This window comes from Martelella lutilitoris (assembly GCF_005924265.1).
Lineage (GTDB): Bacteria > Pseudomonadota > Alphaproteobacteria > Rhizobiales > Rhizobiaceae > Martelella > Martelella lutilitoris.
In genome coordinates, this window is record NZ_VCLB01000001.1 from 358,203 (window position 1) to 380,590 (window position 22,388).

Consider the following 22,388-nt stretch of genomic DNA (forward strand, 5'->3'; position numbering starts at 1 on the left):
ACGGTGCCGGGCGCGGTGCCGCGCGGCGGCAAGGGGGAGCGCCATACTCCCCCTCCTCCCGTTTGTCTTTTTGGGGCCAAGGTTACGGTTACAGGTTACACCCGCTGCCGCCAGCTATGGGCAGGTTGACCGGACTGCACCGCCGCCCGCATACGGCCCTCCGAGGCCGCCAGGCGCGGCGGGCTATAACCCAGCACAAACGCGCCGAGCGCGTCTGACGGCCTCCGACGGGCCGCTGAGCGGGGTTATGGGTGGCGGCCGTGGCTTTGCAGCGCGTGATCGTCGCGGGAACGTCGTGTTTCGGGGGCAACTACCGGCTATTGCCATCAAGCAAGTTTGCCGTGGTGGTCTCCAGGGCCTCTGCAAATCTTGCAACAACGGTGATCGTTGGGTTCCTAACCTGGCGCTCGATGCCCGAGACATAGGTGCGGTCGATCTCGGCCCGCGCGGCAAGTTCTTCCTGCGAGATATTCAGCCGTCTGCGGGCAGCCTTTATGTTTCGAGCGAGTATCGCGCGCACGTCTTCCATGGGCGCAATAAGTCACGAATGAAGACGATAAGCCCACGGACGATGAATCTCAATTTTGGCTTTCGCAGAAGGAATGTTGACTATAGGCTACATCGCAACAGGTCGAGGTCTGCGATGTGGGATATGTCAATCAAGCTTCTTGCCGGGCTAATTCTGGTCTTCTGCGGTATTCAGCTGATCATCTTCGTCGGACTGATCGCGTGGGGCATCTGGACGGACTCCATCAAACCGCGACTGATACCCTCCGAGGAGATCACGCGTGTTGCCGACGAACTCATTGAACACTTCGCCGATCCCGCAGAGGAAGCCTTATTGCGGCAACACGACGCGTGGTATCGAAGCGACGGTGCGGAACAGACATACTGGCGGCGCGTGCGGAAGGCCGTGAAACGGCGACTGAAAGCGCGCTGAAGGGCATCAGTCGAACAGAGGTCCATGACCGCCACCAGCGGCTTTGCGTCGGACATCTGCCTCGCGTTCCTCGCTAACCTCGCGCCAGATGGCATATGTTTCGCTCACCATCTGATCGAGTTGCTCGAACCCATAAAGATCGATCCCCTGATCGGTCCACATCTTCACCGGGCGCTGGTCTTCGATCGCATTGCCAAACTGAATGATGCCGAGACGTGAGGTGCCAAAGTCCGGGTCTGAGACACGAATATGCTCATGCATCATGGAAAATACGAAACGTCGGGCCTCCGCCGTCAATTGCTTTGACCGCCGAGGATCGACGAAAAGGACCAGAGGGGAACCCTCGAATGCCGTCACCATTGGCAGCCAGTATTCAACTTTCTCGCCAACACTAAGTGCCAACGGAAAGAAGCCTTGGGTTCGACTGCGCAACGCATTGTCCTGTGCGAACAGATGCAAACCTTTGGCCACAAGTAGGTTCGCAATGCGCTCATCGTCGGAGGTCGCCTTCGATCTTATCAGGCGTTCCAGCACCGTCCATTCGATGGCGTCAGCTGCGGAGAACATATCCGGCTGAACATTGAATATGTCGGCAAACCGCATACGGACAGGCTTGTAGGTGATCGTAGGATGCCCAAGCTTGAAGTGCTCAAGGGCACGACGCTTTTGATCGGTCGGCAGATGCGCGATCCGTGCCAAGTCTATTTCAGGTAAGCGGCGTATCTTCATCCGGTTCTCCCGCGACGGTGCTCTCGCCAACCGAAATCTTATGAAATTTGAATCGGTTAACGATCACATCATCAGGGATTCGAAGCCCCAGTGCAACAGATGTTCTGCCTTTGTCCGCAATAAAGTGCCACGGTGCACCCTTGGCGTGAGAGATATCAACAAGACGACCGGGGGAAAGCTGGCCATAGGATGACATTATTCGCGCGATATGGCGACGGACGGATAGCGCGTCCGGTACTTCGAGAGCGAAACGCTCGCCGGTCAAGACATCTTGGCTGGTGGCCCTGAAGTCGATGGGTGAACTGCCAGCCATCTTGAATGCCGAATAGGCAGCGGGATGAACCGGACCGTAACGCCAGGCTTCGAAATAACCGCTGACGAGTGGTCGCTTAGTTTCGACAAGAAAAATCGCATGGGCAAAGTAAAGGAGTTTTTGAAGCGCAAGATTGGTAACCGATATTCCCGAGCGGTCTGCCTCCTCAAGCATGAGGTTCGCTATTGCTCTTGGATCATATGGGCCATCGGTCATAGCTGCACTTTTGGCACTTCCTCTATCGATGTCTTGGAAGTGGTGCCGCTTACGTGACTCGAACACGTGACCCCATCATTACGAATGATGTGCTCTACCAACTGAGCTAAAGCGGCATTCCAAGCGCAGGGCCGGCCTACTATGGCCCTACTATTTTATTCTGTCACCCGCCAACCCACTGGCTTCGCACGTCATTCTCGGGCGGACCCGGTAATTACGAATGATGTGCTCTACCAACTGAGCTAAAGCGGCCCGAACGCGGCGAGCGCGTTGCGATGCATGGGGCTGTTACAGGCTCTTGGCGGGTTTTTCAAGCGTCTTTGCCTGCAGCGCGGCAAAAAAAGATACAGGACATGCGGTCTTTGTCAGACGGGGCCACGCAGCAGGGCAAGGGTCTCGGCGCGCTGTGCGGGATCGGTCTTGAAGACGCCGCGCGAAACCAGCGTGACGGTCTTGGCGCCGTGAGCCTTGATGCCGCGCATCTCCATGCACATGTGGCGCGCCTCTGCCAACACCATCACGCCCTTCGGCCTGAGGACGGCTTCGATCGCGTCGGCGATCTGGCCGGTCAACCGCTCCTGAAGCTGCGGCCGGCGGGCAAGCGTTTCGACCACGCGGGCGAGCTTGGAAAGGCCGGTCAGCCGTCCGTCATCGGGCAGATAGGCGATATGCGCTCTTCCGAAGAAGGGCAGGAGGTGGTGCTCGCACATCGTATGGAAGGCAATGTCCCTGACGATGACGATCTCGTCATGGCCGTCTTCGGTGAACACGGTCTTCAGGTGCTCCGAGGCATCCTCATGAAGGCCGGAAAACACGTCCATGTACATTTTCGCCACCCGCGACGGCGTGTCCCTGAGGCCCTCGCGCGCCGGATCCTCGCCGAGCGCGGCCAGAATGTCGGTCACGGCCTTCATGATCGTCTCGCGACGCTGATCGTCAATATGTCTCGGAATATCGTTCACGTTTCACCTGTTGCTTGCGGCAGATGCTTTAGAGCATCGGGCGAGAAAGTGGAATCCGGTTTTTCGATAGCCCGATGCGCAAACGATGAGCTGGATCACCGGGCGGTTCAGATTAATCGTCCGGTGATCCAGACCCTGGCGGATGTCAAACTCAAGGCCTGTCCTGAACGCCCGCGCCGCGTGAGGAGCCTGCCGAAATCACGCAGGCCGCCACGATCAGCGCGCCGCCGGCAAGGGTCGGCCATGTCGGGATTTCATCGAAAAAGACAAAACCGTAGAACCCCGCCCAAACAAGCGAGGAGTAATCGACCACTGCATAAAGCGAGGCCGGCATGCGGTTCAGCCCGGCGACCAGAAAGATGAAGCCGAGCGCGCCGCAAAGTCCGATCAGGGCGATCTGCCAGGACAACGCCGGATCGGGCGCCTGCCAGAGGAAAAACGCCATCGGCGCGGAGAAGACCGCGGCGAATGCCGTCTGCATCATGCTGAGCGTAATCGGATGATCATTGGCGGACGAGCGCTTCATCGCGATCGCCGTGAAGGCATAGGCAAGCGGGGCGGCAAGACCGGCGGCAATGGCGGCAAACGAGACCGGAGGGCCGGCAAGCCCCGCGCCCCTTGCCGCGACGATGAGCCCCGAGCCCGAGACCGCAAGCACAAGCGCCAGATAGGTCGCCCGCCCGGGCCGTTCGCCGAAGACCAGGGCGCCGAGCAGGGCCATGTAGATCGGCGCCGTCATGGCCAGCGCCAGCGCCATGACCAGCGGCATGCCGGCAATGCCGTAGAAGAACAGGCTGGCCGTGGCGGCAGCGAGAAACCCCTTCAGCGCATGGTCCTTCATGAAGCCGGGTTTTGGCCTCCGGCGCACGAAAACGGCGACGAACAGGCCAAGAAACAGCGCCGAGACCGTGTAGCGCAGGAAGGCGACCTGGAAGCTCGACATCTCCGCGCCAAGGCTTTTGGCGAGCGCGTCGACGCCCGACAGCGTCGCAACCGCCGCAACCGCAAAGCCGATGCCCGATGTGCGGGTCAGTGATGCCATGATTGCCCCTCGTTCCGCCTGCCCGCGCCCATTGCGGCATGGCGTCTCCACGGCTCCGCGATAGACCCGCGCCCACGGGCGGTCAAGCCGCGGAACCGCCGGAACGGTTCGCCCCGCAAGAAACGCATCCGAGCCTTTTCCGTCCGCGGCAAATGGCTTATGGGAGAACGAAACCAAGGGAGCCGCCGCCATGGCCAAGATGATCCATTCGATGATCCGCGTGCTCGATGAAGCCCGCTCGATCGATTTCTACAATCTTCTGTTCGGCCTCGAGGTGGTCGATCGCTACCCGTTCGACGGCTTCACGCTGATCTATCTCGCCAATGCCGAGACAGGCTTCGAGCTGGAACTGACGGTCAATGCGGACCAGAGCGCGGCCTATGATCTCGGCAATGGCTACGGCCATCTTGCCGTCAGCGTCGAAGACATCGAGGCCGAGCACCGGCGGCTGACCGGTCTCGGCATTCCCGTCGGCAGGCTTGTCGCGATGGAGCGCGAGGGCGCGCCCTTTGCCCGCTTCTTCTTCGTCACCGATCCCGACGGCTACAAGATCGAGGTTCTGCAGCGCGGCGGCCGTTTTCAGTAGACGCCGACCCGCTGCAGGATGAAGCGGATGCGGGTCTCGATATCGGCCTTCGGCAGCACCACCGGTCGGTAGCCGAGCTTCGGGTAGAAATCCATCAGCCGCTCATATTCGGCGATGCCGTCATCGAGCCCGTGACGACGTTCGGCGTCGGTGACGTAGATCTCCGGCCAGGGCGGGGTCATGAAAACGGTGGCGTTGTAACGGAGCTTCCGAGCGATATCCGGGACTTCGGCGGCCCCGGTCGCATGGCAAAGGCCCGCGACGGCATCGATCAGACCGCGATCGAAGAACACCGGTCCGGCGGTCTCGCATATTGCCTGATGATCGGCGGCGGCCATTGCCACCGCCCTTCGCGCAAAGGCGGCCATGTCGACCCATGGCAGCGCCATGCCCTCGCCCGCCACTTCCTCCGCCACGATGCGCCGGCCCGGCTCGGGGACAACTGCGAAGCCTTTCGCCGCGAGCGCCTCGATCAGGCTCGACTTGCCGCCGCCCGAACAGCCGGAAATGACGAAGAACCGGTCCATCTTCGTTCAGGATGCGGTTTCGCAGGCAATGCCCGGATCACTCTCGCCGTTCATCACATTGTAGAGCGTCGCCCCGTCGCCCTTGGTCCACCAGACCCAGGGACCGGCGGCATAGCGCGCGCCGGAAGCAGCGATCACCTGCGCGGCGACGGTCAGATGCTCCGGCCATTCCAGCCGCGCCAACGAAATCTCGCCGCTGGTCACGTACCGCGCCTTCAGCGTGAAGTCGCCGCAATCATAAATGGCTTCGTTATCGATCGCGTCCGGTCCGCCCGGCACCTTGATCGACAGCGCGGTCTCAGCCTGCGCCGCGCCGGCCAGGAGTCCCGCGAACATGACGGACATCAAGACTGTTCTTTTCCTCGACATGAACCTTCCCTATCATTGGCGTGTTTTGATGCGCACCACCCGGCGGAAGCGAAGTTTTGGATGGGCAGTGGCAGACTAGCGCATCGGCGCGAAAATCGGTATCGATTTTCGGAAAGCACGATGCGTAGATTCAATAGGTTAGTGCGTCCCTTGTGCGTCCGAATGGACGCACGGCGCTCTAATATGCCAGATTGATCTTGCTCAAGGCCGCGCCAAGAACTTAGCCTTAAGTCGAAGGCGTCTCGCGGCGGCACCCGGGCAGAAGCGGCTACACGTTAACCGGCGGCTTCGCCGAAGTCCACTCAGCCGACTTGCGCATGACGGGAACTGGAAGAGACCGATATGGCAGAAGAACCGGAGCAAAGCCTCGCCCTCCCAAAGGCCTCACTCTGCGCCGCGCGCCGTTCGGTCGCGGAAACGCATGCAGCCGTAACAACCTTTCTTCCGCCCTCTTCAGCCCAAACCTCCCGAGCATAACCCGATCACCCAAGGAGTATTCCACGATGGCCGACAAATTCGACGTCGCAGGCTTCAACAAGAATTTCATCGAACGCGCCGCGCAGAAGCCCGCAATCGCCACCGCCGTTGTGCATCCCTGCAGCCGCGACGCGCTTCTGGGCGCCGTCGAGGCCGCCCATGAAAACCTGATCGAACCGATTCTTGTTGGCCCGGAAAGCAAGATCAAGGCGATTGCCGACGAGAATGAGATCGACATTTCCGCCTACAGGATCATCGACACGCCGCACAGCCATGCCTCCGCCGCACAGGCTGTCGCCCTCGCCAGCAAGGGCGAGGCCGAGGCGCTGATGAAGGGCAGCCTGCACACCGACGAATATATGGGCGCCGTGATCAAGAAGGATGCCGGACTGCGCACCGGCCGCCGTGTCTCCCATGTCTTCGCCATGGTCGACCCGGAATATCCCAAGCCCTTCTTCATCACCGACGCGGCGATGAACATCAAGCCGGATCTCGCCGCCAAGGTCGACATCGCCCAGAACGCCATCGACCTGATGATCGCGATCTCCGATGTCGAGATCACGCCGAAGGTCGCCGTGCTTTCGGCCGTTGAAACCGTCAACCCCGCGATCCAGTCGACCATCGACGCCGCCTGCCTGTCGAAGATGGCCGATCGCGGACAGATCACCAATGCCATCGTCGACGGGCCGCTGGCCTTCGACAATGCGATCAGCCTGGAGGCCGCCAAGATCAAGGGCATCTCGTCCGTCGTTTCCGGCGATGCCGATATCCTGCTGACGCCTGACCTGGAATCCGGCAACATGCTGGCCAAGCAGCTCGTGCTTCTCGGCGGCGCCACCTCCTCGGGCATCATCCTCGGCGCCCGCATTCCGATCATCCTGACAAGCCGCGCCGATGGCGCGCAGGCCCGTATCGGCTCCTGCGCGATTGCGGCCCTCATGGCGGATGCCCGCCGCAACGGCCGGTTCCCGGCGCTCTGAGCAGCGACGAACCGAGCCTGAGGCCGTCGCGGCGAAAGTTGCGACGGCTTTTTCATGCCCGCGTCTTGCCATGCCGTCCCAAAGGCGTATAACCGCCGCCCTTCGCAAGACATTTCCATCGATCAAAAGGACGGCGTCATGACCGCGCTCGGCTTGGACTTCGGCACGACCAATACCGTGATCGCGCTTCCCGCGGATGGCGAGGGAGAAACCCGCTCGCTGACATTCGAGAGCCTGGCGGGAACGACCGATACGATGCGCACCTGCCTTTCCTTCATGAAGGACCGAAAGGCCGCCGTCGGCGCGCCGCTTGTCACGGAAGCGGGCGCAGCGGCGATCCGCACGCTGATCGACCATCCCGGCGAATGCCGTTTCCTGCAGTCGATCAAGACCTATGCGGCAAGCCCGCTATTTTCGGAGACGGCCGTGCTCGGCCGTCGCCACAGCTTTGCCGACCTGATGGCGGTATTCCTGGAAAAGCTGATGGCCTATGCGGGCGATGGCTGGCCCGGCGATGTTGCCCGTGTGGTTGCCGGCCGTCCGGTGCGCTTTGCCGGCATCGGCGCCGACGAGACGCTGGCGCTGGAGCGCTACAATGACGCGCTTTCACGCTTCGGCTTCCCGGAAATCCGCTTCGTGCTGGAGCCGGTGGCGGCCGCCTGGTATTTCGCCAGCCGGCTCAGGTCGGACGGCAATGTTCTGGTGGCCGATTTCGGCGGCGGCACCACCGACTATTCGATCATCCGGTTCTCGAAAAGCGCAGGCAGGCTTTCCGCCGAACCGCTGTCGCATTCCGGCGTCGGCGTTGCCGGCGACATGTTCGACTATCGCATCATCGACAATGTGGTGAGCCCGATGCTCGGCAAGGGCACGACTTACAGGAGCTTTGGCAAGAAACTCGACGTGCCGTCGAACTATTATGCAAGCTTCGGCCGCTGGAGCCAGCTGTCGATCTTCAAGACCACGCGCGATTTTGCCGACCTGAAAAGCCTGGTGCGGGACGCAAGCGACCCGGAGGCGTTGGAGCTCTTCATCGAGCTCATCGAAAACGACGAGGGGTATCCGCTTTATGAAGCAGTCTCGGCCACCAAGAGAGCGCTTTCGGTGCAAGACGAGGCAGAGTTCTTCTTTGCCCCGCTCGGCCGCGACAGCCGCCGCTCCGTGCGCCGCACAGATTTCGAGGGCTGGATATCGGGCGAGCTGCGGCAGATGGAAGAGGCGCTCGACGAGGCGATCACGGGGGCAGGCATCGCCGCAACCGAGATCGACAAGGTGTTCCTGACCGGCGGCTCCTCCTTCGTGCCGGCCGTCCGCAACATCTTCGAAAATCGCTTCGACGCCTCCCGCATCGAAACCGGCGGCGAGCTTCTCTCGATCGCGCACGGTCTGGCGCTGATCGGGACTGAAGAGAGTTTTCCGCACGAAGTCTGAGCGCTTCGTAAACGCGCGCCGGACAAAAACCGGCCATGGGTGCCGGGTTCAGACTGCTGAAAAAGCCTGTTGCTAAAGCAAAGAGCCTGCTTACATTCTCCGTCACCCCGGTCTTGAGCCACTGGTGTCCGGTTTAAAATCACGAGAACGTTGAAAAGCGTTGAAACCGCTCAGTATTGTATCCTACCCGGATTTCAGGACATCGCGTTTCTCATCGAGGCGTCGGTTGAAAAGGCCCCTCCCTACCCGTACCGGGTCATCCTCGGGCTTGACCCGAGGATCCAGGGCCACAAACACGTTTTATAACAGTGCCTTAATCGCGGTGATTCTCGATTCTTGGCCCTGGATGCCGGCTCTAGGCCAGCATGACGAATGAGGGTGACGAGAGCATCGTCAACAAAAAAAAAAAACCCGGCGCGAAGGCCGGGTCTTTCCTGAAGCTCTTGTCAGTCCGCTCAGTTGGCGGGCTGCTGGACCTTGGCGCGGGCCTGTTCCTCGGCCATGCGCTTCTGGAACATCTGCGCGAAGTCGATCGGGTCGACCAGAAGCGGCGGGTAGCCGCCATTGCGGGTGGCATCCGCCACGATCTGGCGGGCGAAGGGGAAGAGCAGGCGCGGGCATTCGATGAACAGCATCGGCAGCACGTGCTCCTTGGGGAAGTTCGCCACGCGGAAGACGCCGCCATAAACCAGCTCGCACAGGAACAACGTCTTGTCTTTGGACTTGGCCTCGGCCTTCAGCGAAAGCAGAATGTCGTAATTGTCCTCGCCAAGCGGATTGGCGTTGACATTGACACTGATGTTGATGTTCGGCTGGCCTTCACGCTTCTGCAGCGAAGCCGGGGCGCCGGGATTTTCGAAGGAAAGATCCTTGATGTACTGCGTCAGAATGCTGAGCGACGGGCTCTGCTTCTTTTCAGCGCCGTTTTCCTCTGCCATTTCGCGTCCTTTCGAGTGGTCAATTTGGATTGCCAGTTAGCATTTAGGGGACGAGCGCACAACCCTTGGCGCCCCCTGAAGAGCCCGTGACGCAGGGCGCGTGACCGATCGTCCCGGCTTTTCGCCTTCTAGCGGTCCCTGTCGTTTTTCCTGTCGTCGTCGGAGCGCTCGTCATCGAGCCTGTCGCGTTCCGCCCATGGAGAGTTCGGGTCGGAGGCACCGGAGGAAAAGTCCTCGGCGTCGAGATCGACCACGGTCGGCCCCTTGCCGCCCGGCTTGCTGCGCGGTCCGCCCGGTCCCGGCCCGGCGCGAAAGAAGCCGGAGCCCTGCGAGACCACGACCATGTTCCGGCTGATCCGCCGCCAGACGAAATCGCGGAAGGGCGGGATAAACAGCAGGAAACCGATGATGTCGGTGACGAAGCCGGGAATGAGCAGCAGAATGCCGGCAAGCACGATCATCGCCCCGTGCACCATCTCGCGGCCCGGATCGCCGCCGTCGCGCACATCCGTCTGCAGGCGCTGCAGCACGGAAAAGCCCTGCACGCGCAACAGGATTGCCCCGATCACGGCGGTGAGGACGATCAGGCCCAGCGTCGGAAACAGGCCGATGGCCCGCCCGACAATGATGAACCCGGCGATTTCCACGAAGGGGAAGAGAATGATGACAATCAGAAGCGGCAAATCGGTTTCCTGTTCGGTCCGTCTTCGTTTATGATCATGACGAAATGAACGCCTTTCTACGAAGTGTTACATTTGAATCATGGCCCTGTGAAGTCTATATGGGGAGTGGAAACAACAGGGAAAACGGCGGTTAACACCAAAATGGGCACAAGCGATCTCGTAACACTCTTCTTCCTGATTGCTGCGGTGGTGATTTTTTTCCAGCTCCGCAATGTTCTGGGCCGCCGCACCGGCAATGAGAAGCCGCGCTACGAACAGACCCCGGTCCGCTCGCGCGCGGACGCGACCGATGCTGCCCGCCAGGAGGGCAATGTGATCACGCTGCCCGGCACTGAGAAGGAGAACAAGGCCGAGCGGCTTGCCGCCGTCGACAAGATCGCGCCGGAGGGCAGCGAGGCGAACAGGGGGTTGCGGGCCATTGTCGAGGCCGATCCGCAATTCGAGCCGACAGCCTTCATGAAGGGCGCGAACGCGGCCTATGAGATGATCGTCATGGCCTTTGCCGACGGAGACCGTCGCACGCTGAAGGGCCTCCTGTCGAAGGAAGTCTATGAGGGCTTCAACGCCGCCATCAGCGAGCGCGAGGCAAATGGCGAATCCGTCAAGGCGAGCTTTGTCGGCATCGAGAAGGCCGAGATCACCGAGGCGGAGGTCGACAAGACCGAGGCCCGTATCACGCTCAGGATTGTCAGCCAGATGATCTCCGCCACCTATGGCAAGGACGGCGAGATCGTTGACGGTGACGCCGAGCAGATTGCCGAGATCCGGGATCTCTGGACGTTTGCGCGCGACACGCGGGCGCGCGACCCGAACTGGAAGCTGATCGCGACCGCCTCCGAATAGGCCTTGCCAGTGTTTCGTTGGGGGCGGCGTTTCGGCGCCGCCTCTTCTTGCCGGGAGTTTCTTTCACGATGAGCCGCCGGAAGCTCTCCACAGAAGAACGGGACTTGTGGATGAAGGTCGCGCGCACGGCCCGCCCGCTTCCCGGCAAGAAGCTGGAAAAGCCGGCATCCGCCCCGGAAAGTTTTCCCGACCTGATGAATGGCATTGTCGCTGACGGCAAAAAGACCGACACAGGAAAGACCAGCGTTTCGCCGCTGGCGCTGCCGAAGAAGCCGGAAGCGGAGAAGTCCCGCAGGCATCACCCGCTGGAACGGCCGGTCAAGCGCAAGCTGGCGAGCGGCCGGCTTGCAATCGACGCCAGGATCGACCTGCACGGCCTGTTTCAGGACGAGGCGCATGCGCTGCTTCTGGCATTCCTGCACCGCGCCCATGACAGGGGACACCGGCATATTCTGGTGATCACCGGCAAGGGCGGTTCGATCGGCAGCGACGGCGCGCTGAAGCGGGCCGTGCCGATGTGGTTTTCGCTGCCGGATTTCCGGCCGCTGATTTCGTCCTACGAGACGGCGGCCCGCCAGCATGGCGGCGAAGGCGCGCTCTACGTGCGCCTTGCCCGAAGAAGGGGACATGAGCATGACGCCGTTCGGAGAAGCCGTTCGTAAGCTGAGGGCAGAGCGCGGCGTGTCGCAGAAAGAGATGGCCGAGGCCATCGGCGTTTCGGCGGCCTATCTCTCCGCGCTCGAGCATGGCCGACGCGGCAAGCCGAGTTTCGACTTTCTCCAGCGCGTGGCCGGCTATTTTCATATTATCTGGGACGATGCCGAGGCGCTGTTTGCCATCGCCGACCAGTCCGATCCGCGCGTCGTGATCGACACGGCAGGCCTTTCGGCCGCCCACACCGCCTTTGCCAACCGCCTGTCGCGCATCATCGGCCAGCTCGACGAAGAGGCGATCGGCGAACTCGACGGCCTTGTTGACCGGAAACTGGCCCCCTTATCCCTTCAAAAGTGACGATCTTCACGAAATTTGAGGGAGATCAAAGATGAACGGCGGCAGTTTTACTAGGGTGAAACTGCATTCGGGGCCTCGATACAGCTTCTGGCCAAGAGGTTCTCTGCATCCGGCCCTGCAAGACTTGTATGGGGCCTCGAATGCGAAGACGTTTCCCGCCGGTAAGCGCCTCCCGAACATTGCAAGCATTCCATGGAGAAGGTCATGGCCCCGACGGCCGCCCAGTCCAATCGCGTCCGCAGCACTGCGGCAAACATCCCCTCGACCAACCAGATCATCCGCGACAGCTATCTCTACCTTCACTGGAACGGCATCCTGACCCATGACAGGGCCGAGCACGAGATGGCGACCTTCGCCGATGCGGCGCTGATCGAGCCCAATGAGCGCTGGACCCGCCGCAAGGCGGGCTGACTGACGTCTTTCCACTGCCTCGGTTTCGACTGACTACAGCATTTCGCAGTCAGGTGGATTTACCTGTCGCCCGCGAAAATGCGCCAAAACAAAGAGAGAGCGGGTCTGCGTTTCCTTGATAGGCGCGACCGCTCTACCAATTCCAGGCGGCGCCCCTGACGGGTGCCGCTTGTATTTTGCCTCGTAATGTAATAATTAAAGTTACATGAAAAGAGACAGTCGCCTTTCCTCCGTCCTCCATGCCCTGCTCCATATGGCCGAACAGGACGACGAACCGATGACCTCCGAAGCGCTCGCGCGCTGCATGAACACCAATCCGGTGGTCGTTCGCCGCACGATGGGTCTCCTGCGCGAGGCAGGCCTCGTGACGTCTGCGCGCGGCCATGCCGGCGGCTGGCGGATTTCCGCCGACCTGGAAAAGGTTTCGCTCAGGCAATTGCACGACGCTCTGGGCGAACCGGCGATCTTCGCCATCGGCAATCGCAGCGAAAACCCCTCCTGCCTCGTCGAGCAGGCGGTCAATGCCGCGCTCGACGATGCCTTTGCCGAGGCCGAGGCGCTGCTGCTGTCCCGCTTTTCAGACGTTTCCCTTGCCGATCTCGCGGCCGATTTCAAGCGGCGCCACGACGCCTGGCGCAGTCAAAAGGAATAGACTTCATGGACTATGACGTCATCATCATCGGCGGCAGCTATGCCGGAATGGCCGCCGCCCTGCAGCTTCTGCGCGCTCGCCGGTCCGTGCTGGTGGTCGATGGCGGCAAAAGGCGCAACCGCTTCGCCAGCCACTCGCACGGCTTTCTTGGCCAGGACGGCGTCGAACCGGGCAAGATCGCCGCGGACGCGCGCCGCCAGCTTGAAGCCTATCCGACCCTGACCTGGATCGACGCACTTGCCGAGAATGTCACGGGAAAGAAGGACGGGTTTTCGCTTACGCTTGCCGACGGCACGGTCCATCGTGGCCGGCGGGTCCTGTTTGCAACAGGCGTTCGCGACGAATTGCCGAATATTGCGGGGCTTGAGGAACGCTGGGGAAAGCACGCCTTTCATTGCCCCTATTGCCACGGCTACGAGCTGAACGAAGGCGCGCTCGGCGTGATTGCCTCGGCCCCGACCTCCCTGCATCAGGCACAGCTAATCCCGGAATGGGGAAAGACGACATTCCTTCTGAACGGCGCGGTGACGCTCGACGCCGCGACCCGCGACGACCTCACCAGTCGCGGCGTCGCGATCGAGGAAACGCCGGTGGCCGGCATCGAGGGCAAGGCCGACATCCGCCTTGCCGACGGCCGCCTCCTGTCCTTTACCGGCCTTTTCGTGGCCTCGCGAACCGTTCCGGCCACCTCCATTGCCGAGCGGTTCGGCTGCGCGCTGGAGGAAACCATGCTCGGCAGCCAGATCGTCACCGACGCGATGAAGGAAACCGGCATTGCCGGCGCCTTCGCCTGCGGCGATGCCGCCCGCTCGCCGCATTCGGTCTCGCTTGCCGTTGCCGACGGCGCCTGGGCCGGCGCCGCGCTTCACCGCTCTCTGGTCTTTTGAGACCTTCAGGCCGCACGGCAGAAATCCTGCCGGATTGACGAGTGGCGGGGCCAAAAGCCCCTGCCATTGAAACGGTCTAGGTTTATCCCCAATTTGACTGTAAAAGGGACCGCAGCGATTTGAGCGGAAACGGCTTTTCCCCTAAGCTTGGCGCTTGAAAAAGCAGTGATTCGGCGGTGTTTTGCGGGACCCGCCGCACCCCTGACACATTCGGAAAGACCTGTTGATGAGCGAAACTCCAGAAACAGCCGTCGGCCTTCCGGCCGAATACGGCGCCGATTCGATCAAGGTTCTCAAGGGCCTCGACGCCGTGCGCAAGCGCCCGGGCATGTATATCGGCGACACTGACGACGGTTCGGGTCTGCATCACATGGTCTATGAGGTGGTGGACAACGCCATCGACGAGGCGCTCGGCGGCTATGCCGACCTCGTCACCGTGACGCTGAACCCCGACGGTTCCGTGACCGTCACCGACAACGGCCGCGGCATCCCGACCGATATTCATACCGGCGAGGGCATTTCGGCGGCCGAAGTGATCATGACCCAGCTGCATGCCGGCGGCAAGTTCGACCAGAATTCCTACAAGGTCTCCGGCGGCCTGCACGGCGTCGGGGTTTCGGTGGTCAATGCGCTCTCGGTCTGGCTGAGACTGAAGATCAAGCGCAATGGCAAGCTGCACCAGATTTCCTTTACCCACGGCGTTGCCGACAAGCCGCTGGAGGTCATCGGCGATGCCGGCGGCGAGACGGGCACCGAACTGACCTTCATGCCCAGTTCCGAAACCTTCACCATGGTCGATTTCGATTATGATACGCTGGAAAAGCGCCTGCACGAGCTGGCTTTCCTGAATTCGGGCGTGCGCATTCTTCTGACCGACAATCGCCATGCCGAGCCGGTTTCCAAGGAAATGCACTATGATGGCGGGCTGGCGGCCTTCGTCGCCTATCTCGACCGTTCGAAAAAGCCGCTCGTCTCCGAACCGATCGCGATTTCCACCGAGAAGGACGGCATCACCGTCGAGGTGGCGATGTGGTGGAATGACAGCTACCACGAGAATGTGCTCTGCTTCACCAACAACATTCCGCAGCGCGACGGCGGCACGCATATGGCCGGCTTCCGCGGCGCGCTGACCCGGCAGATGGTCTCCTATGCCGACACATCCGGCATTTTGAAGCGGGAAAAGGTCACGCTGACCGGTGACGACTGCCGCGAAGGGCTGACGGCCGTTCTCTCGGTCAAGGTTCCGGATCCGAAGTTTTCCTCGCAGACCAAGGACAAGCTGGTCTCCTCCGAGGTGCGCCCCGTTGTCGAAAGCTGCGTCAATGAGGCGCTCGGCCAGTGGCTGGAAGAGCACCCGAACGAGGCCCGCGTGCTGGTCACCAAGGTGGCCGAGGCAGCCTCTGCCCGCGAGGCGGCGCGGCGCGCGCGCGAACTGACGCGGCGCAAGGGCGCGCTCGATATCGCATCGCTGCCGGGCAAGCTTGCCGACTGCTCCAACCGCGATCCGGCGAAGTCGGAACTGGTCCTGGTGGAGGGCGATTCGGCCGGCGGTTCCGCCAAGCAGGGCCGTTCGCGCGAAACCCAGGCGATCCTGCCGTTGCGCGGCAAGATCCTGAACGTCGAGCGCGCGCGTTTCGACAAGATGCTGTCGAGCCAGGAAATCGGCACGATGATCACCGCGCTTGGCACCGGCATCGGCAAGGACGAGTACAATCCGGACAAGCTGCGCTACCACAAGATCATCATCATGACCGATGCTGACGTCGACGGCGCGCATATCCGCACCCTGCTTTTGACCTTCTTCTTCCGGCAGATGCCGGAACTGATCGAGCGCGGCCATCTCTATATCGCCCAGCCGCCGCTGTACAAAGTAACGCGTGGAAAATCGACGCAATATCTGAAAAACGAGCAGGCGCTCGAGGATTACCTGATCGATCAGGGCCTTGAGGATGCATCCCTACATCTGGCCTCCGGCGAAGTGCGCGCCGGCGCGGACCTGCGCCAGGTGATTGTTGACGCGATCCGCATGCGCAACCTGATGGAAGGCATTCATTCGCGGTATGATCGTGCGGTGGTCGAGCAGGCGGCGATTGCCGGTGCTCTGAACGCTGAACGGGTGACCGACCAGGCGGAGGCCGAACGCCTTGCCGCCGATATCGCCGCCCGTCTCGACGTGATCGCCGAGGAAACCGAGCGTGGCTGGGAAGGCTTCGTGCGCGAGGATGGCGGACTGCGCTTCGAGCGCACCGTGCGCGGCGTTAAGGAAGTCGCCTCGCTCGACATGGGCCTGATCGGCTCGACCGATGCGCGCTACATGGACCAGCTGCAGAAACGTCTGTTCGAGGTCTACGAGAAACCGCCGCTTTTGAGCCGCAAGAATGGCGATCTGACCATCCACGGCCCGCGCGCCATGCTGGAGGCCGTGTTCGAAGCCGGCCGACGGGGCCTCACCACCCAGCGTTACAAAGGGCTTGGCGAGATGAATGCCGAGCAGCTCTGGGAAACGACGATGGACCCCAACGTCCGCTCCCTGCTGCAGGTCAAGGTCTCCGATGCCACCAGCGCCGACGGCCTGTTCTCGCGCCTGATGGGCGACGAGGTGGAACCCCGCCGCGACTTCATCCAGGACAACGCCCTTTCGGTGGCCAATCTGGATATCTGACGGGACAACCGTTTTATCGGGCGCAATCCATCACTTCACTCTGAGTCGTCCTCGGGCTTGACCCGAGGATCCAGGCGACGCGTCACAGGCTCTGGCGACACCGGAGCGATGTGCGGACTGAATGACAGTCAATCTCCCCGCTTGGGGGGAGATGTCGCGAAAACGACAGAGGGGGAGCGGACCTCCCCTCTTACTCTTTGCTTACTTGCAGGGTTTCACCCCTCTCTGCCCCTCTCGGGGCATCTCCCCCTCAAGGGAAAAGATCGGTTTTCGGCAGAGCACTCTCACAAGGCGAGCAGGGTCGTCTCACACGGCGGGGCGGCGGCGTTGTCACCCCTCCAGCGGCAGATACCCCACGCTCCCGCGTTCCGCCGCCGCCTTTGCAAGCTCATACCCCGCATCCGCATAGCGGATGATCCCGAGCGAGGTGTCGTTGGTCAGCGCATGCTCCAGACGTTCGGCCCCTTCCGGGGTGCCGTCGGCGATGATGGTAACGCCAGCGCTGGTCATGTAGCCAGCATAGCCGCCGCCGCCGGAATGGATGACGACGAGATCGGCCATCGAGGCGCACATGGTCATGGCGTCGATCAGCGGCCAGTCGGCGATCGCGTCGGAGCCGTCTTTCATGTTTTCCGTCATGATATTCGGATGCGCCATGGCGCCTGCATCGAGATGATCGCGCGAGAAGGCGACCGGGCCATTGAGCTCGCCCTTCGCCACGAGATCGTTGACGGCGACGGCAAGGCGCGTGCGCTCGCCATGGCCAAGCCAGGCGATGCGCGCAGGCAGGCCCTCGAACGGCACGTTTTCACGCGCCAGCCGGATCCAGTTGGTGACGATGAAATTGTCGGGAAACATTTCGAGCACAAGATCGTCGATGCGGGCGATATCGCTCGCCTCACCCGAAAGCGCCATCCAGCGGAACGGGCCGATGGCTTCGGCAAACAGCGGCCGGAGATAGGCTTCGGTGAAGATTGGAATGTCGAAGGCGTTTTCGACCCCGCCTTCGCGCGCCTGAGTGCGGATCAGATTGCCGTTGTCGAACACCTCCGCGCCGTTTTGCTGGAACTTCAGCATGGCGCGGACGTGATCGGTAATCGAGGCACGGCTTGCGGCCATCAGCTGCGCCGGGCCTTCCTCACGCAGACGCTTCACCTCGGCCAGCGACATGCCCTTCGGCACATAGCCATAGACCAGATCATGGGCCGAGGTCTGGTCGGTGACGATGTCGGGCGTGATGCCGCGCCGCACAATCTCCGGATAGATGTCGGCGGCATTGCCGACGAGGCCGATGGAGATCGCCTTCTTCGCCGCTACCGCCTCCTCAATCATCGCCAGCGCAGCGTCAAGGTCCGGCGCGATCTCGTCGAGGAAGCCGATTTCGTGGCGCTTCCTCGCGCGCTCAGCATCGATATCGACCACCAGAATGGCCGCACCCGCCATGCGGCCGGCCAGCGGCTGGGCGCCGCCCATGCCGCCGAGCCCCGCCGTCAGGATGAAACGGCCGGCCAGCGAACCGTCGAAGCGCTTTTCGGCAATCCGCATGAAGATTTCATAGGTGCCCTGGATGACGCCTTGCGAGCCGATATACTGCCAGGCGCCGGCCGTCAGCCCGCCCCAGCAGATCAGCCCCTTGCGCTCCAGTTCGTAAAACACCTCCGCCTTCGCCCATTGGCCGACGATATTGCAGTTGGCCATGATGACGAGCGGCGCTTTCGCGTGGGTCTTCAACAGGCCGACCGGCTTGCCGGACTGGATGATCAGCGTCTGGTTCTCGTCCATTTCGAGAAGCGTCTTGACTATCATGGCGTGGGACGGCCAATTGCGCGCGGCCTTGCCGAGCGCGGCATAGACCACGAGATTGTCCGGGTCCTCGCCGACGGAAAGCACGTTTTCCATGAGCCGCAGCAGCGCTTCCTGCCGCCAGCCCTTTGCACGAACTTCAGGCCCGCCGGGGATCGGAAAATTCGGATGGCGCGGATTGTCTTTCGGCATTGTCCTGTCTCCTCAGGCGAGCGCGTAATCGGCAATAGAAATGCCGAGCGCCTTTTCGACTACCGGATAGACGGCCGGATCCCTGACGCTGGACGACAGCGGAATAACCGTCTTCGGTACATGCAGCACGAAGATGGTCATGCCCTCTTGCAACTGACCGACGCTCAAGGGTTCACCCTCGGGCGACAGCGTGGTGATGACATCGGGGAAAGTCGCGATCCGGTTGCCGCCGGCATCCTCGACCGCCATGTATTCGTTCATCACGTGCAGCACCGTCGCCTTGTCGCCGGAACCCACCGTGACTGTGCCGACATCGAAGGCCTCGTTGGTGTAGACCACCGCCTTCTTCGTCACCTTGCCCTCGGTCAGGATTGCGCCATTGGTGGTTTTCACAATCGCATCGATGACGGCGGAGCCGCCTTTCTTCTCTGCCGCGATGATCGCTTCGCCGAGCGCGAGCGCCATGGAGATGCCGCCGAGCGCCGCATTGGCTTTCACGTAAGATGCCCTGAGCGGATTGCGGCACGACGCGATGAAGCCGCCGGACTGGTCGGCCGCGGTTCTGAGCACCGGCGAGATCTTCGCCGTCGCGCCCTTCACCACCAGTTCGATATAGCGATTTTCGGCGCGGTTGCCGCCGACGGCAGTCTGGATCATCTGTTCGGGCGAACTCGCCATGCCGATTGCGCCCATGTCGCCGGTCGGATGGGCGCGGATATCCCCGACGGCGTCGACCACCTTGGTGCCGAGCACGGCGGACGGCAGCCAGCCATTCAGCGTCGAGGATTTTCCGTTCTGGCCGACGATCAGGCCGGCGAGTTTTTCGCCGAGTGCGTCCTGCAGCAGTTGCGCCGCCTTGATGTAGTCGATGCCCTGCATCTCCCACGGCGTGGTCGAGGCCGGCGCGCCGATGGCAGCGGCGGTCGCCACCCAGTCTTCATCGGCAAGCTCTTCCACCGAGACCAGCTCCGGCTTGCCGACATTGACGGCGGCATAGCCCAGCATGCGGCCATGATCGGCCCATCCGCCGCCACCGGCAGCATAAACAGAGCCGCCCTTGACGGCGGGTTCGACATCTTTGGTCGTCAGGATACGGCCCATCTCATTGCTCCATCAGTTTTGTGTCGAGCCGCTTCACCGCTTCGAGCAGCACTTCCGCTCCGAGCGCGATATCGGCGTTTTCCGCCCATTCCTCGGGCGCGTGACTGCGGCCGGAAAGGCAGGGAATGAAAATCATGCCGGCTCTGGCAATGCGCGCCATGAAGGCTGCATCGTGGCCAGCGCCGGAGGCCATGCGACGATGCGCAGCGCCTGTCGTCTCGCAGGCCGCATCAAGCGTTTCCATCACCAGCGGGTCCATCGGCATGGCGGGATTGTCGGAGACGAGGCGCGGCGCGGCGATGGCAACGCCATTGTCACGCGCGATGCCTTCGAGGCAGGATTCCAGACCGGTCAGGAATTCACCGAGATCGTCGCGGTGTTCCGAGCGTATATCGAGCAGCATGCGCACCTTCGACGGCACCACATTGGCCGCGTTCGGCCACATCTCGAATTCGCCGGTGGTGGCGGCGAAATGGCCGGGGGTCGCGGCAAGCTCGCCGGCAAGGGTTTCAACTGCAAGCACCACATGCGCCGCCGCGGCAAGTGCGTCGGCGCGGCGGTCCATCGGCGTGGTGCCGGCGTGATCGGCCCGGCCCTCGACGATGATCTCGACGCGGGTGATGCCGGCGATGGCGGTGACGACGCCGATATCCAGCTTTTCCCCCTCCAGCACCGGCCCCTGCTCGATATGCAGTTCGAGAAAGGCGCGGATATCGTCACGGGCGATCTGCAATGCCGGTTTACCGCCAACCTTTTCGATGCCCTCGGCCAGCGTCATGCCCTCCGCCTCGCGGCCGAGCCACTCGTCGGGACGGATACCGGCCATGCCGCGCGAGCCGACGCAGGAAACGCCGAAGATCGAGACTTCCTCGGCGAGAAAGTCGGCGACTTCGAGATTGTGTTCCAGTTCGATGCCGGCTTCTTTCAGACCGCGCGCCACTTCCAGCGCCACGACAACGCCTGCGACCCCGTCGAAGCGCCCGCCATCCGGGACCGTATCAGAATGGGAGCCCAGCATGATCGTGCCGGCTTTTGCGTTTCGGCCCGCCCGGCGGCCAATCAGGTTGCCGGCTGTATCGATGTGGGTTTCGAGGCCTGCGGCCCGGAACTGCGTCTCCAGATAGGCGCGGCCTTGCAGAAACAAATCGGAAAAGGCCCTCCGCGTCCACGGCCGGCCGGGATCGGTGATCGCGGCCAGCGCATCGATATCGGCGGCGATCCGCGCCGCGCTGACGGCGAGATTGCGGCTCATCGGATCATCTCCCGAAGCGGCAGGCTCGCCTCTGGCCGGACGAACCGTCCGGAGCCCGGTTCGGCGACGGCTTTTCCGTCAAAGACCTGTTTTCCGCGCAGGAAGGTCGCCGCCACCTTGTAGGGCAGGCGCATGCCGTTATAGGGCGACCAGCCGACGACATTATTGCCGCTTTGCGCCGCGTCATAGACGAAATCGCCGGGTTCCAGCACGGCGATGTCCGCATGTTTGCCGATTTCGAGCGCGCCTTTTACGTGGTCGATGCGGAAATGCTTCGCCGGATTGGCGGCCATCAGCCTTGCCGCCCAGAACAGCGGCACGCCATGCTCGAGCGCCCCCTTGACGAAGAGCGGCATCATCACCTCAAGCCCCGGCACGCCCGACGCATTGGCCAGCATATCCGGATTGGTCTTGCGGTCTTCCGACCAGCTCACGTGATCGGTGGAAACCAGCGTGACATTGCCGCAAGCGACATGGCGCCAAAGTTTTTCAACCTCGGCGCGCGGACGCACCGGCGGGTTGATCTTGGCCTTGCCGCCGAGCCGTTTGACGTCGTTTTCCTCGTCCAGCGTCAGATAGTGAATGCAGCATTCAACGGTGGCGTTGTGGCCCTCAGCGCGATAGCCGGCGGCGATCTCGTAGCCGCGGCCAAGCGAGCAATGCACCACATGCGCCGGGCAGCCGGTCTCGGCTCCCGTCTCGAAGATCTGGTGCATGGCGAGCAGTTCGGTCAGCGGCGGGCGCGACAGGCCATGGGCGCGGTAATCGGTGATGCCGGAGGCCTTCACTTTCGCAATGGCCGCGTTGACGAATTCATCGTCCTCATTGTGGACGCCGGCGGCAAGGCCGGTCGGCGCAATCGCCGCAAAGCATTCTTCCAGAAGCGCTGCGGGGATACGGGGGAAGCGGGTCGGATGGGTGCCGAAGGTGGAAAACTTGAAGGCCGCGACGCCGGCTTCTACCTGCTCGACGATACGCGATGCCCCTTCCGTGGGATCGACCGTGCCGTAAAGGGCAAAATCGACACGGGCCTGTGGCGATGCATGCGCGATCTTCTTTTTGACCGCTTCGGCCGAATTCACCACATTGCCCTCGTCATAGGGCATGTCGACGATCGTGGTGACGCCGCCGGAAGCGGCAGAGCGCGTTGACCAGATGAAATCCTCCTGGTCCTTCTGGCTCAGCGAATGCACCTGCGCATCGATGGCGCCCGGCAGGATCAGGGCTTCGCCCAGATCGTGACGCTCGCGTGCCTCGGGCATCGTGCCCTGGCCGATGGCTGCGATCAGCCCGTCGCGGACCGCCACATGGCCGCCCTTGACCACCCGATCGGAAAGCACCAGCGTGCCTTTCAGAACGAGATCGAAATCCGACATTTGAT

Annotated in this window: 24 protein-coding genes and 1 tRNA gene; 11 read left to right on the forward strand and 14 right to left on the reverse strand. The window is 62.2% G+C overall.

From position 1 onward, the window contains the following. Positions 1 to 310: 310 nt before the first annotated feature. Positions 311 to 529 (reverse strand): helix-turn-helix domain-containing protein, encoded by a 219-nt coding sequence (locus FF124_RS01675; protein ID WP_187326766.1) that lies wholly within the window; start codon positions 527 to 529, stop codon positions 311 to 313. A 123-nt stretch (positions 530 to 652) separates the two neighbouring features. Here FF124_RS01675 and FF124_RS01680 point away from each other — a divergent pair, with 123 nt between their 5' ends. Further along, positions 653 to 940: a hypothetical protein gene (locus FF124_RS01680; protein WP_246072143.1), complete on the forward strand. Its 288-nt coding sequence runs from the start codon at positions 653 to 655 to the stop codon at positions 938 to 940. A 6-nt stretch (positions 941 to 946) separates the two neighbouring features. Here FF124_RS01680 and socB read toward each other — a convergent pair whose 3' ends face one another. The 5 genes from socB to FF124_RS01705 form a co-directional block, all read right to left on the reverse strand. After that, on the reverse strand, positions 947 to 1,669 hold the full coding sequence (socB, locus tag FF124_RS01685; RefSeq protein WP_138746738.1) for a type VI toxin-antitoxin system SocB family DNA replication inhibitor toxin: 723 nt from the start codon (positions 1,667 to 1,669) through the stop codon (positions 947 to 949). Then, on the reverse strand, positions 1,647 to 2,198 hold the full coding sequence (gene socA, locus FF124_RS01690; protein WP_138746739.1) for a type VI toxin-antitoxin system SocA family antitoxin: 552 nt from the start codon (positions 2,196 to 2,198) through the stop codon (positions 1,647 to 1,649). The genes socB and socA overlap by 23 nt, the downstream gene beginning before the upstream one ends. A 40-nt stretch (positions 2,199 to 2,238) precedes the next feature. Continuing rightward, positions 2,239 to 2,314 (reverse strand) — tRNA-Thr (locus FF124_RS01695). Positions 2,315 to 2,563: 249 nt separating this feature from the next. Then, entirely contained in the window at positions 2,564 to 3,160 is a 597-nt protein-coding gene (gene folE / locus FF124_RS01700; protein WP_246072144.1) for a GTP cyclohydrolase I FolE, read from the reverse strand. Between the two features lie 151 nt (positions 3,161 to 3,311). Further along, entirely contained in the window at positions 3,312 to 4,202 is an 891-nt protein-coding gene (locus tag FF124_RS01705) for a DMT family transporter (RefSeq protein ID WP_187326767.1), read from the reverse strand. A 190-nt stretch (positions 4,203 to 4,392) separates the two neighbouring features. Between FF124_RS01705 and FF124_RS01710 the strand changes: the two genes are divergently transcribed. Further along, complete coding sequence (locus FF124_RS01710; RefSeq protein WP_138746741.1) at positions 4,393 to 4,788, forward strand: VOC family protein; 396 nt, start codon at positions 4,393 to 4,395, stop codon at positions 4,786 to 4,788. On the opposite strand, the gene FF124_RS01715 is transcribed toward FF124_RS01710, so the two are convergent. Both FF124_RS01715 and FF124_RS01720 read right to left on the reverse strand, forming a co-directional pair. Further along, a complete protein-coding gene (locus FF124_RS01715; protein WP_138746742.1) occupies positions 4,782 to 5,315 on the reverse strand; it encodes an AAA family ATPase in 534 nt (177 codons plus the stop codon). The genes FF124_RS01710 and FF124_RS01715 overlap by 7 nt on opposite strands. Positions 5,316 to 5,321: 6 nt before the next feature. Next, complete coding sequence (locus FF124_RS01720; protein ID WP_187326768.1) at positions 5,322 to 5,660, reverse strand: MliC family protein; 339 nt, start codon at positions 5,658 to 5,660, stop codon at positions 5,322 to 5,324. A gap of 527 nt (positions 5,661 to 6,187) precedes the next feature. Between FF124_RS01720 and FF124_RS01725 the strand changes: the two genes are divergently transcribed. Beyond that, complete coding sequence (locus FF124_RS01725; RefSeq protein WP_210237417.1) at positions 6,188 to 7,141, forward strand: bifunctional enoyl-CoA hydratase/phosphate acetyltransferase; 954 nt, start codon at positions 6,188 to 6,190, stop codon at positions 7,139 to 7,141. A 138-nt stretch (positions 7,142 to 7,279) separates the two neighbouring features. Next, positions 7,280 to 8,572, forward strand: coding sequence for an Hsp70 family protein (locus FF124_RS01730; RefSeq protein WP_138746745.1), 1,293 nt, complete (start codon positions 7,280 to 7,282; stop codon positions 8,570 to 8,572). A 455-nt stretch (positions 8,573 to 9,027) separates the two neighbouring features. Here the strand turns inward: FF124_RS01730 and secB are convergent, their stop codons facing one another. Together secB and FF124_RS01740 are read right to left on the reverse strand one after the other, a co-directional pair. Beyond that, entirely contained in the window at positions 9,028 to 9,510 is a 483-nt protein-coding gene (gene secB / locus FF124_RS01735) for a protein-export chaperone SecB (protein WP_138746746.1), read from the reverse strand. Positions 9,511 to 9,638: 128 nt separating this feature from the next. Next, entirely contained in the window at positions 9,639 to 10,193 is a 555-nt protein-coding gene (locus FF124_RS01740; RefSeq protein WP_138746747.1) for an FxsA family protein, read from the reverse strand. Between the two features lie 141 nt (positions 10,194 to 10,334). Here FF124_RS01740 and FF124_RS01745 point away from each other — a divergent pair, with 141 nt between their 5' ends. The 7 genes from FF124_RS01745 (at position 10,335) to gyrB (ending at position 16,659) form a co-directional block, all read left to right on the forward strand. After that, positions 10,335 to 11,036: a Tim44/TimA family putative adaptor protein gene (locus FF124_RS01745; protein ID WP_138746748.1), complete on the forward strand. Its 702-nt coding sequence runs from the start codon at positions 10,335 to 10,337 to the stop codon at positions 11,034 to 11,036. A 68-nt stretch (positions 11,037 to 11,104) separates the two neighbouring features. Next, the gene (locus FF124_RS01750; protein ID WP_138746749.1) at positions 11,105 to 11,698 is read left to right on the forward strand and encodes a Smr/MutS family protein; all 594 of its coding nucleotides are present in this window, start codon (positions 11,105 to 11,107) and stop codon (positions 11,696 to 11,698) included. Continuing rightward, positions 11,670 to 12,047, forward strand: coding sequence for a helix-turn-helix domain-containing protein (locus FF124_RS01755; RefSeq protein WP_138746975.1), 378 nt, complete (start codon positions 11,670 to 11,672; stop codon positions 12,045 to 12,047). The genes FF124_RS01750 and FF124_RS01755 overlap by 29 nt, the downstream gene beginning before the upstream one ends. A gap of 204 nt (positions 12,048 to 12,251) precedes the next feature. Continuing rightward, positions 12,252 to 12,458 (forward strand): hypothetical protein, encoded by a 207-nt coding sequence (locus FF124_RS01760; protein ID WP_138746750.1) that lies wholly within the window; start codon positions 12,252 to 12,254, stop codon positions 12,456 to 12,458. A gap of 205 nt (positions 12,459 to 12,663) precedes the next feature. After that, the gene (locus tag FF124_RS01765) at positions 12,664 to 13,110 is read left to right on the forward strand and encodes an RrF2 family transcriptional regulator (protein ID WP_138746751.1); all 447 of its coding nucleotides are present in this window, start codon (positions 12,664 to 12,666) and stop codon (positions 13,108 to 13,110) included. 5 nt (positions 13,111 to 13,115) lie between these two features. Further along, complete coding sequence (locus tag FF124_RS01770; protein ID WP_138746752.1) at positions 13,116 to 13,997, forward strand: NAD(P)/FAD-dependent oxidoreductase; 882 nt, start codon at positions 13,116 to 13,118, stop codon at positions 13,995 to 13,997. 226 nt (positions 13,998 to 14,223) lie between these two features. Then, positions 14,224 to 16,659, forward strand: coding sequence for a DNA topoisomerase (ATP-hydrolyzing) subunit B (gene gyrB, locus FF124_RS01775; RefSeq protein ID WP_138746753.1), 2,436 nt, complete (start codon positions 14,224 to 14,226; stop codon positions 16,657 to 16,659). A gap of 330 nt (positions 16,660 to 16,989) precedes the next feature. Here gyrB and FF124_RS01780 read toward each other — a convergent pair whose 3' ends face one another. Genes FF124_RS01780 through FF124_RS01795 form a run of 4 tightly spaced genes read right to left on the reverse strand, consistent with a single transcriptional unit; the run spans position 16,990 to position 22,383 of the window. Beyond that, positions 16,990 to 18,654 (reverse strand): thiourocanate hydratase, encoded by a 1,665-nt coding sequence (locus FF124_RS01780; RefSeq protein ID WP_138746754.1) that lies wholly within the window; start codon positions 18,652 to 18,654, stop codon positions 16,990 to 16,992. A gap of 12 nt (positions 18,655 to 18,666) precedes the next feature. Continuing rightward, complete coding sequence (locus tag FF124_RS01785) at positions 18,667 to 19,755, reverse strand: thiohydantoin desulfurase (RefSeq protein ID WP_138746755.1); 1,089 nt, start codon at positions 19,753 to 19,755, stop codon at positions 18,667 to 18,669. A 1-nt stretch (position 19,756) separates the two neighbouring features. Next, positions 19,757 to 21,007, reverse strand: a complete 1,251-nt coding sequence (locus FF124_RS01790; protein WP_138746756.1) for a Zn-dependent hydrolase — start codon at positions 21,005 to 21,007, stop codon at positions 19,757 to 19,759. Next, positions 21,004 to 22,383 carry a dihydroorotase gene (locus FF124_RS01795; RefSeq protein WP_138746757.1) on the reverse strand — a complete coding sequence of 460 codons (1,380 nt, stop codon included), beginning with the start codon at positions 22,381 to 22,383 and terminating at the stop codon, positions 21,004 to 21,006. Before FF124_RS01795 ends, FF124_RS01790 begins: the two co-directional genes overlap by 4 nt. Positions 22,384 to 22,388 lie beyond the last annotated feature (5 nt).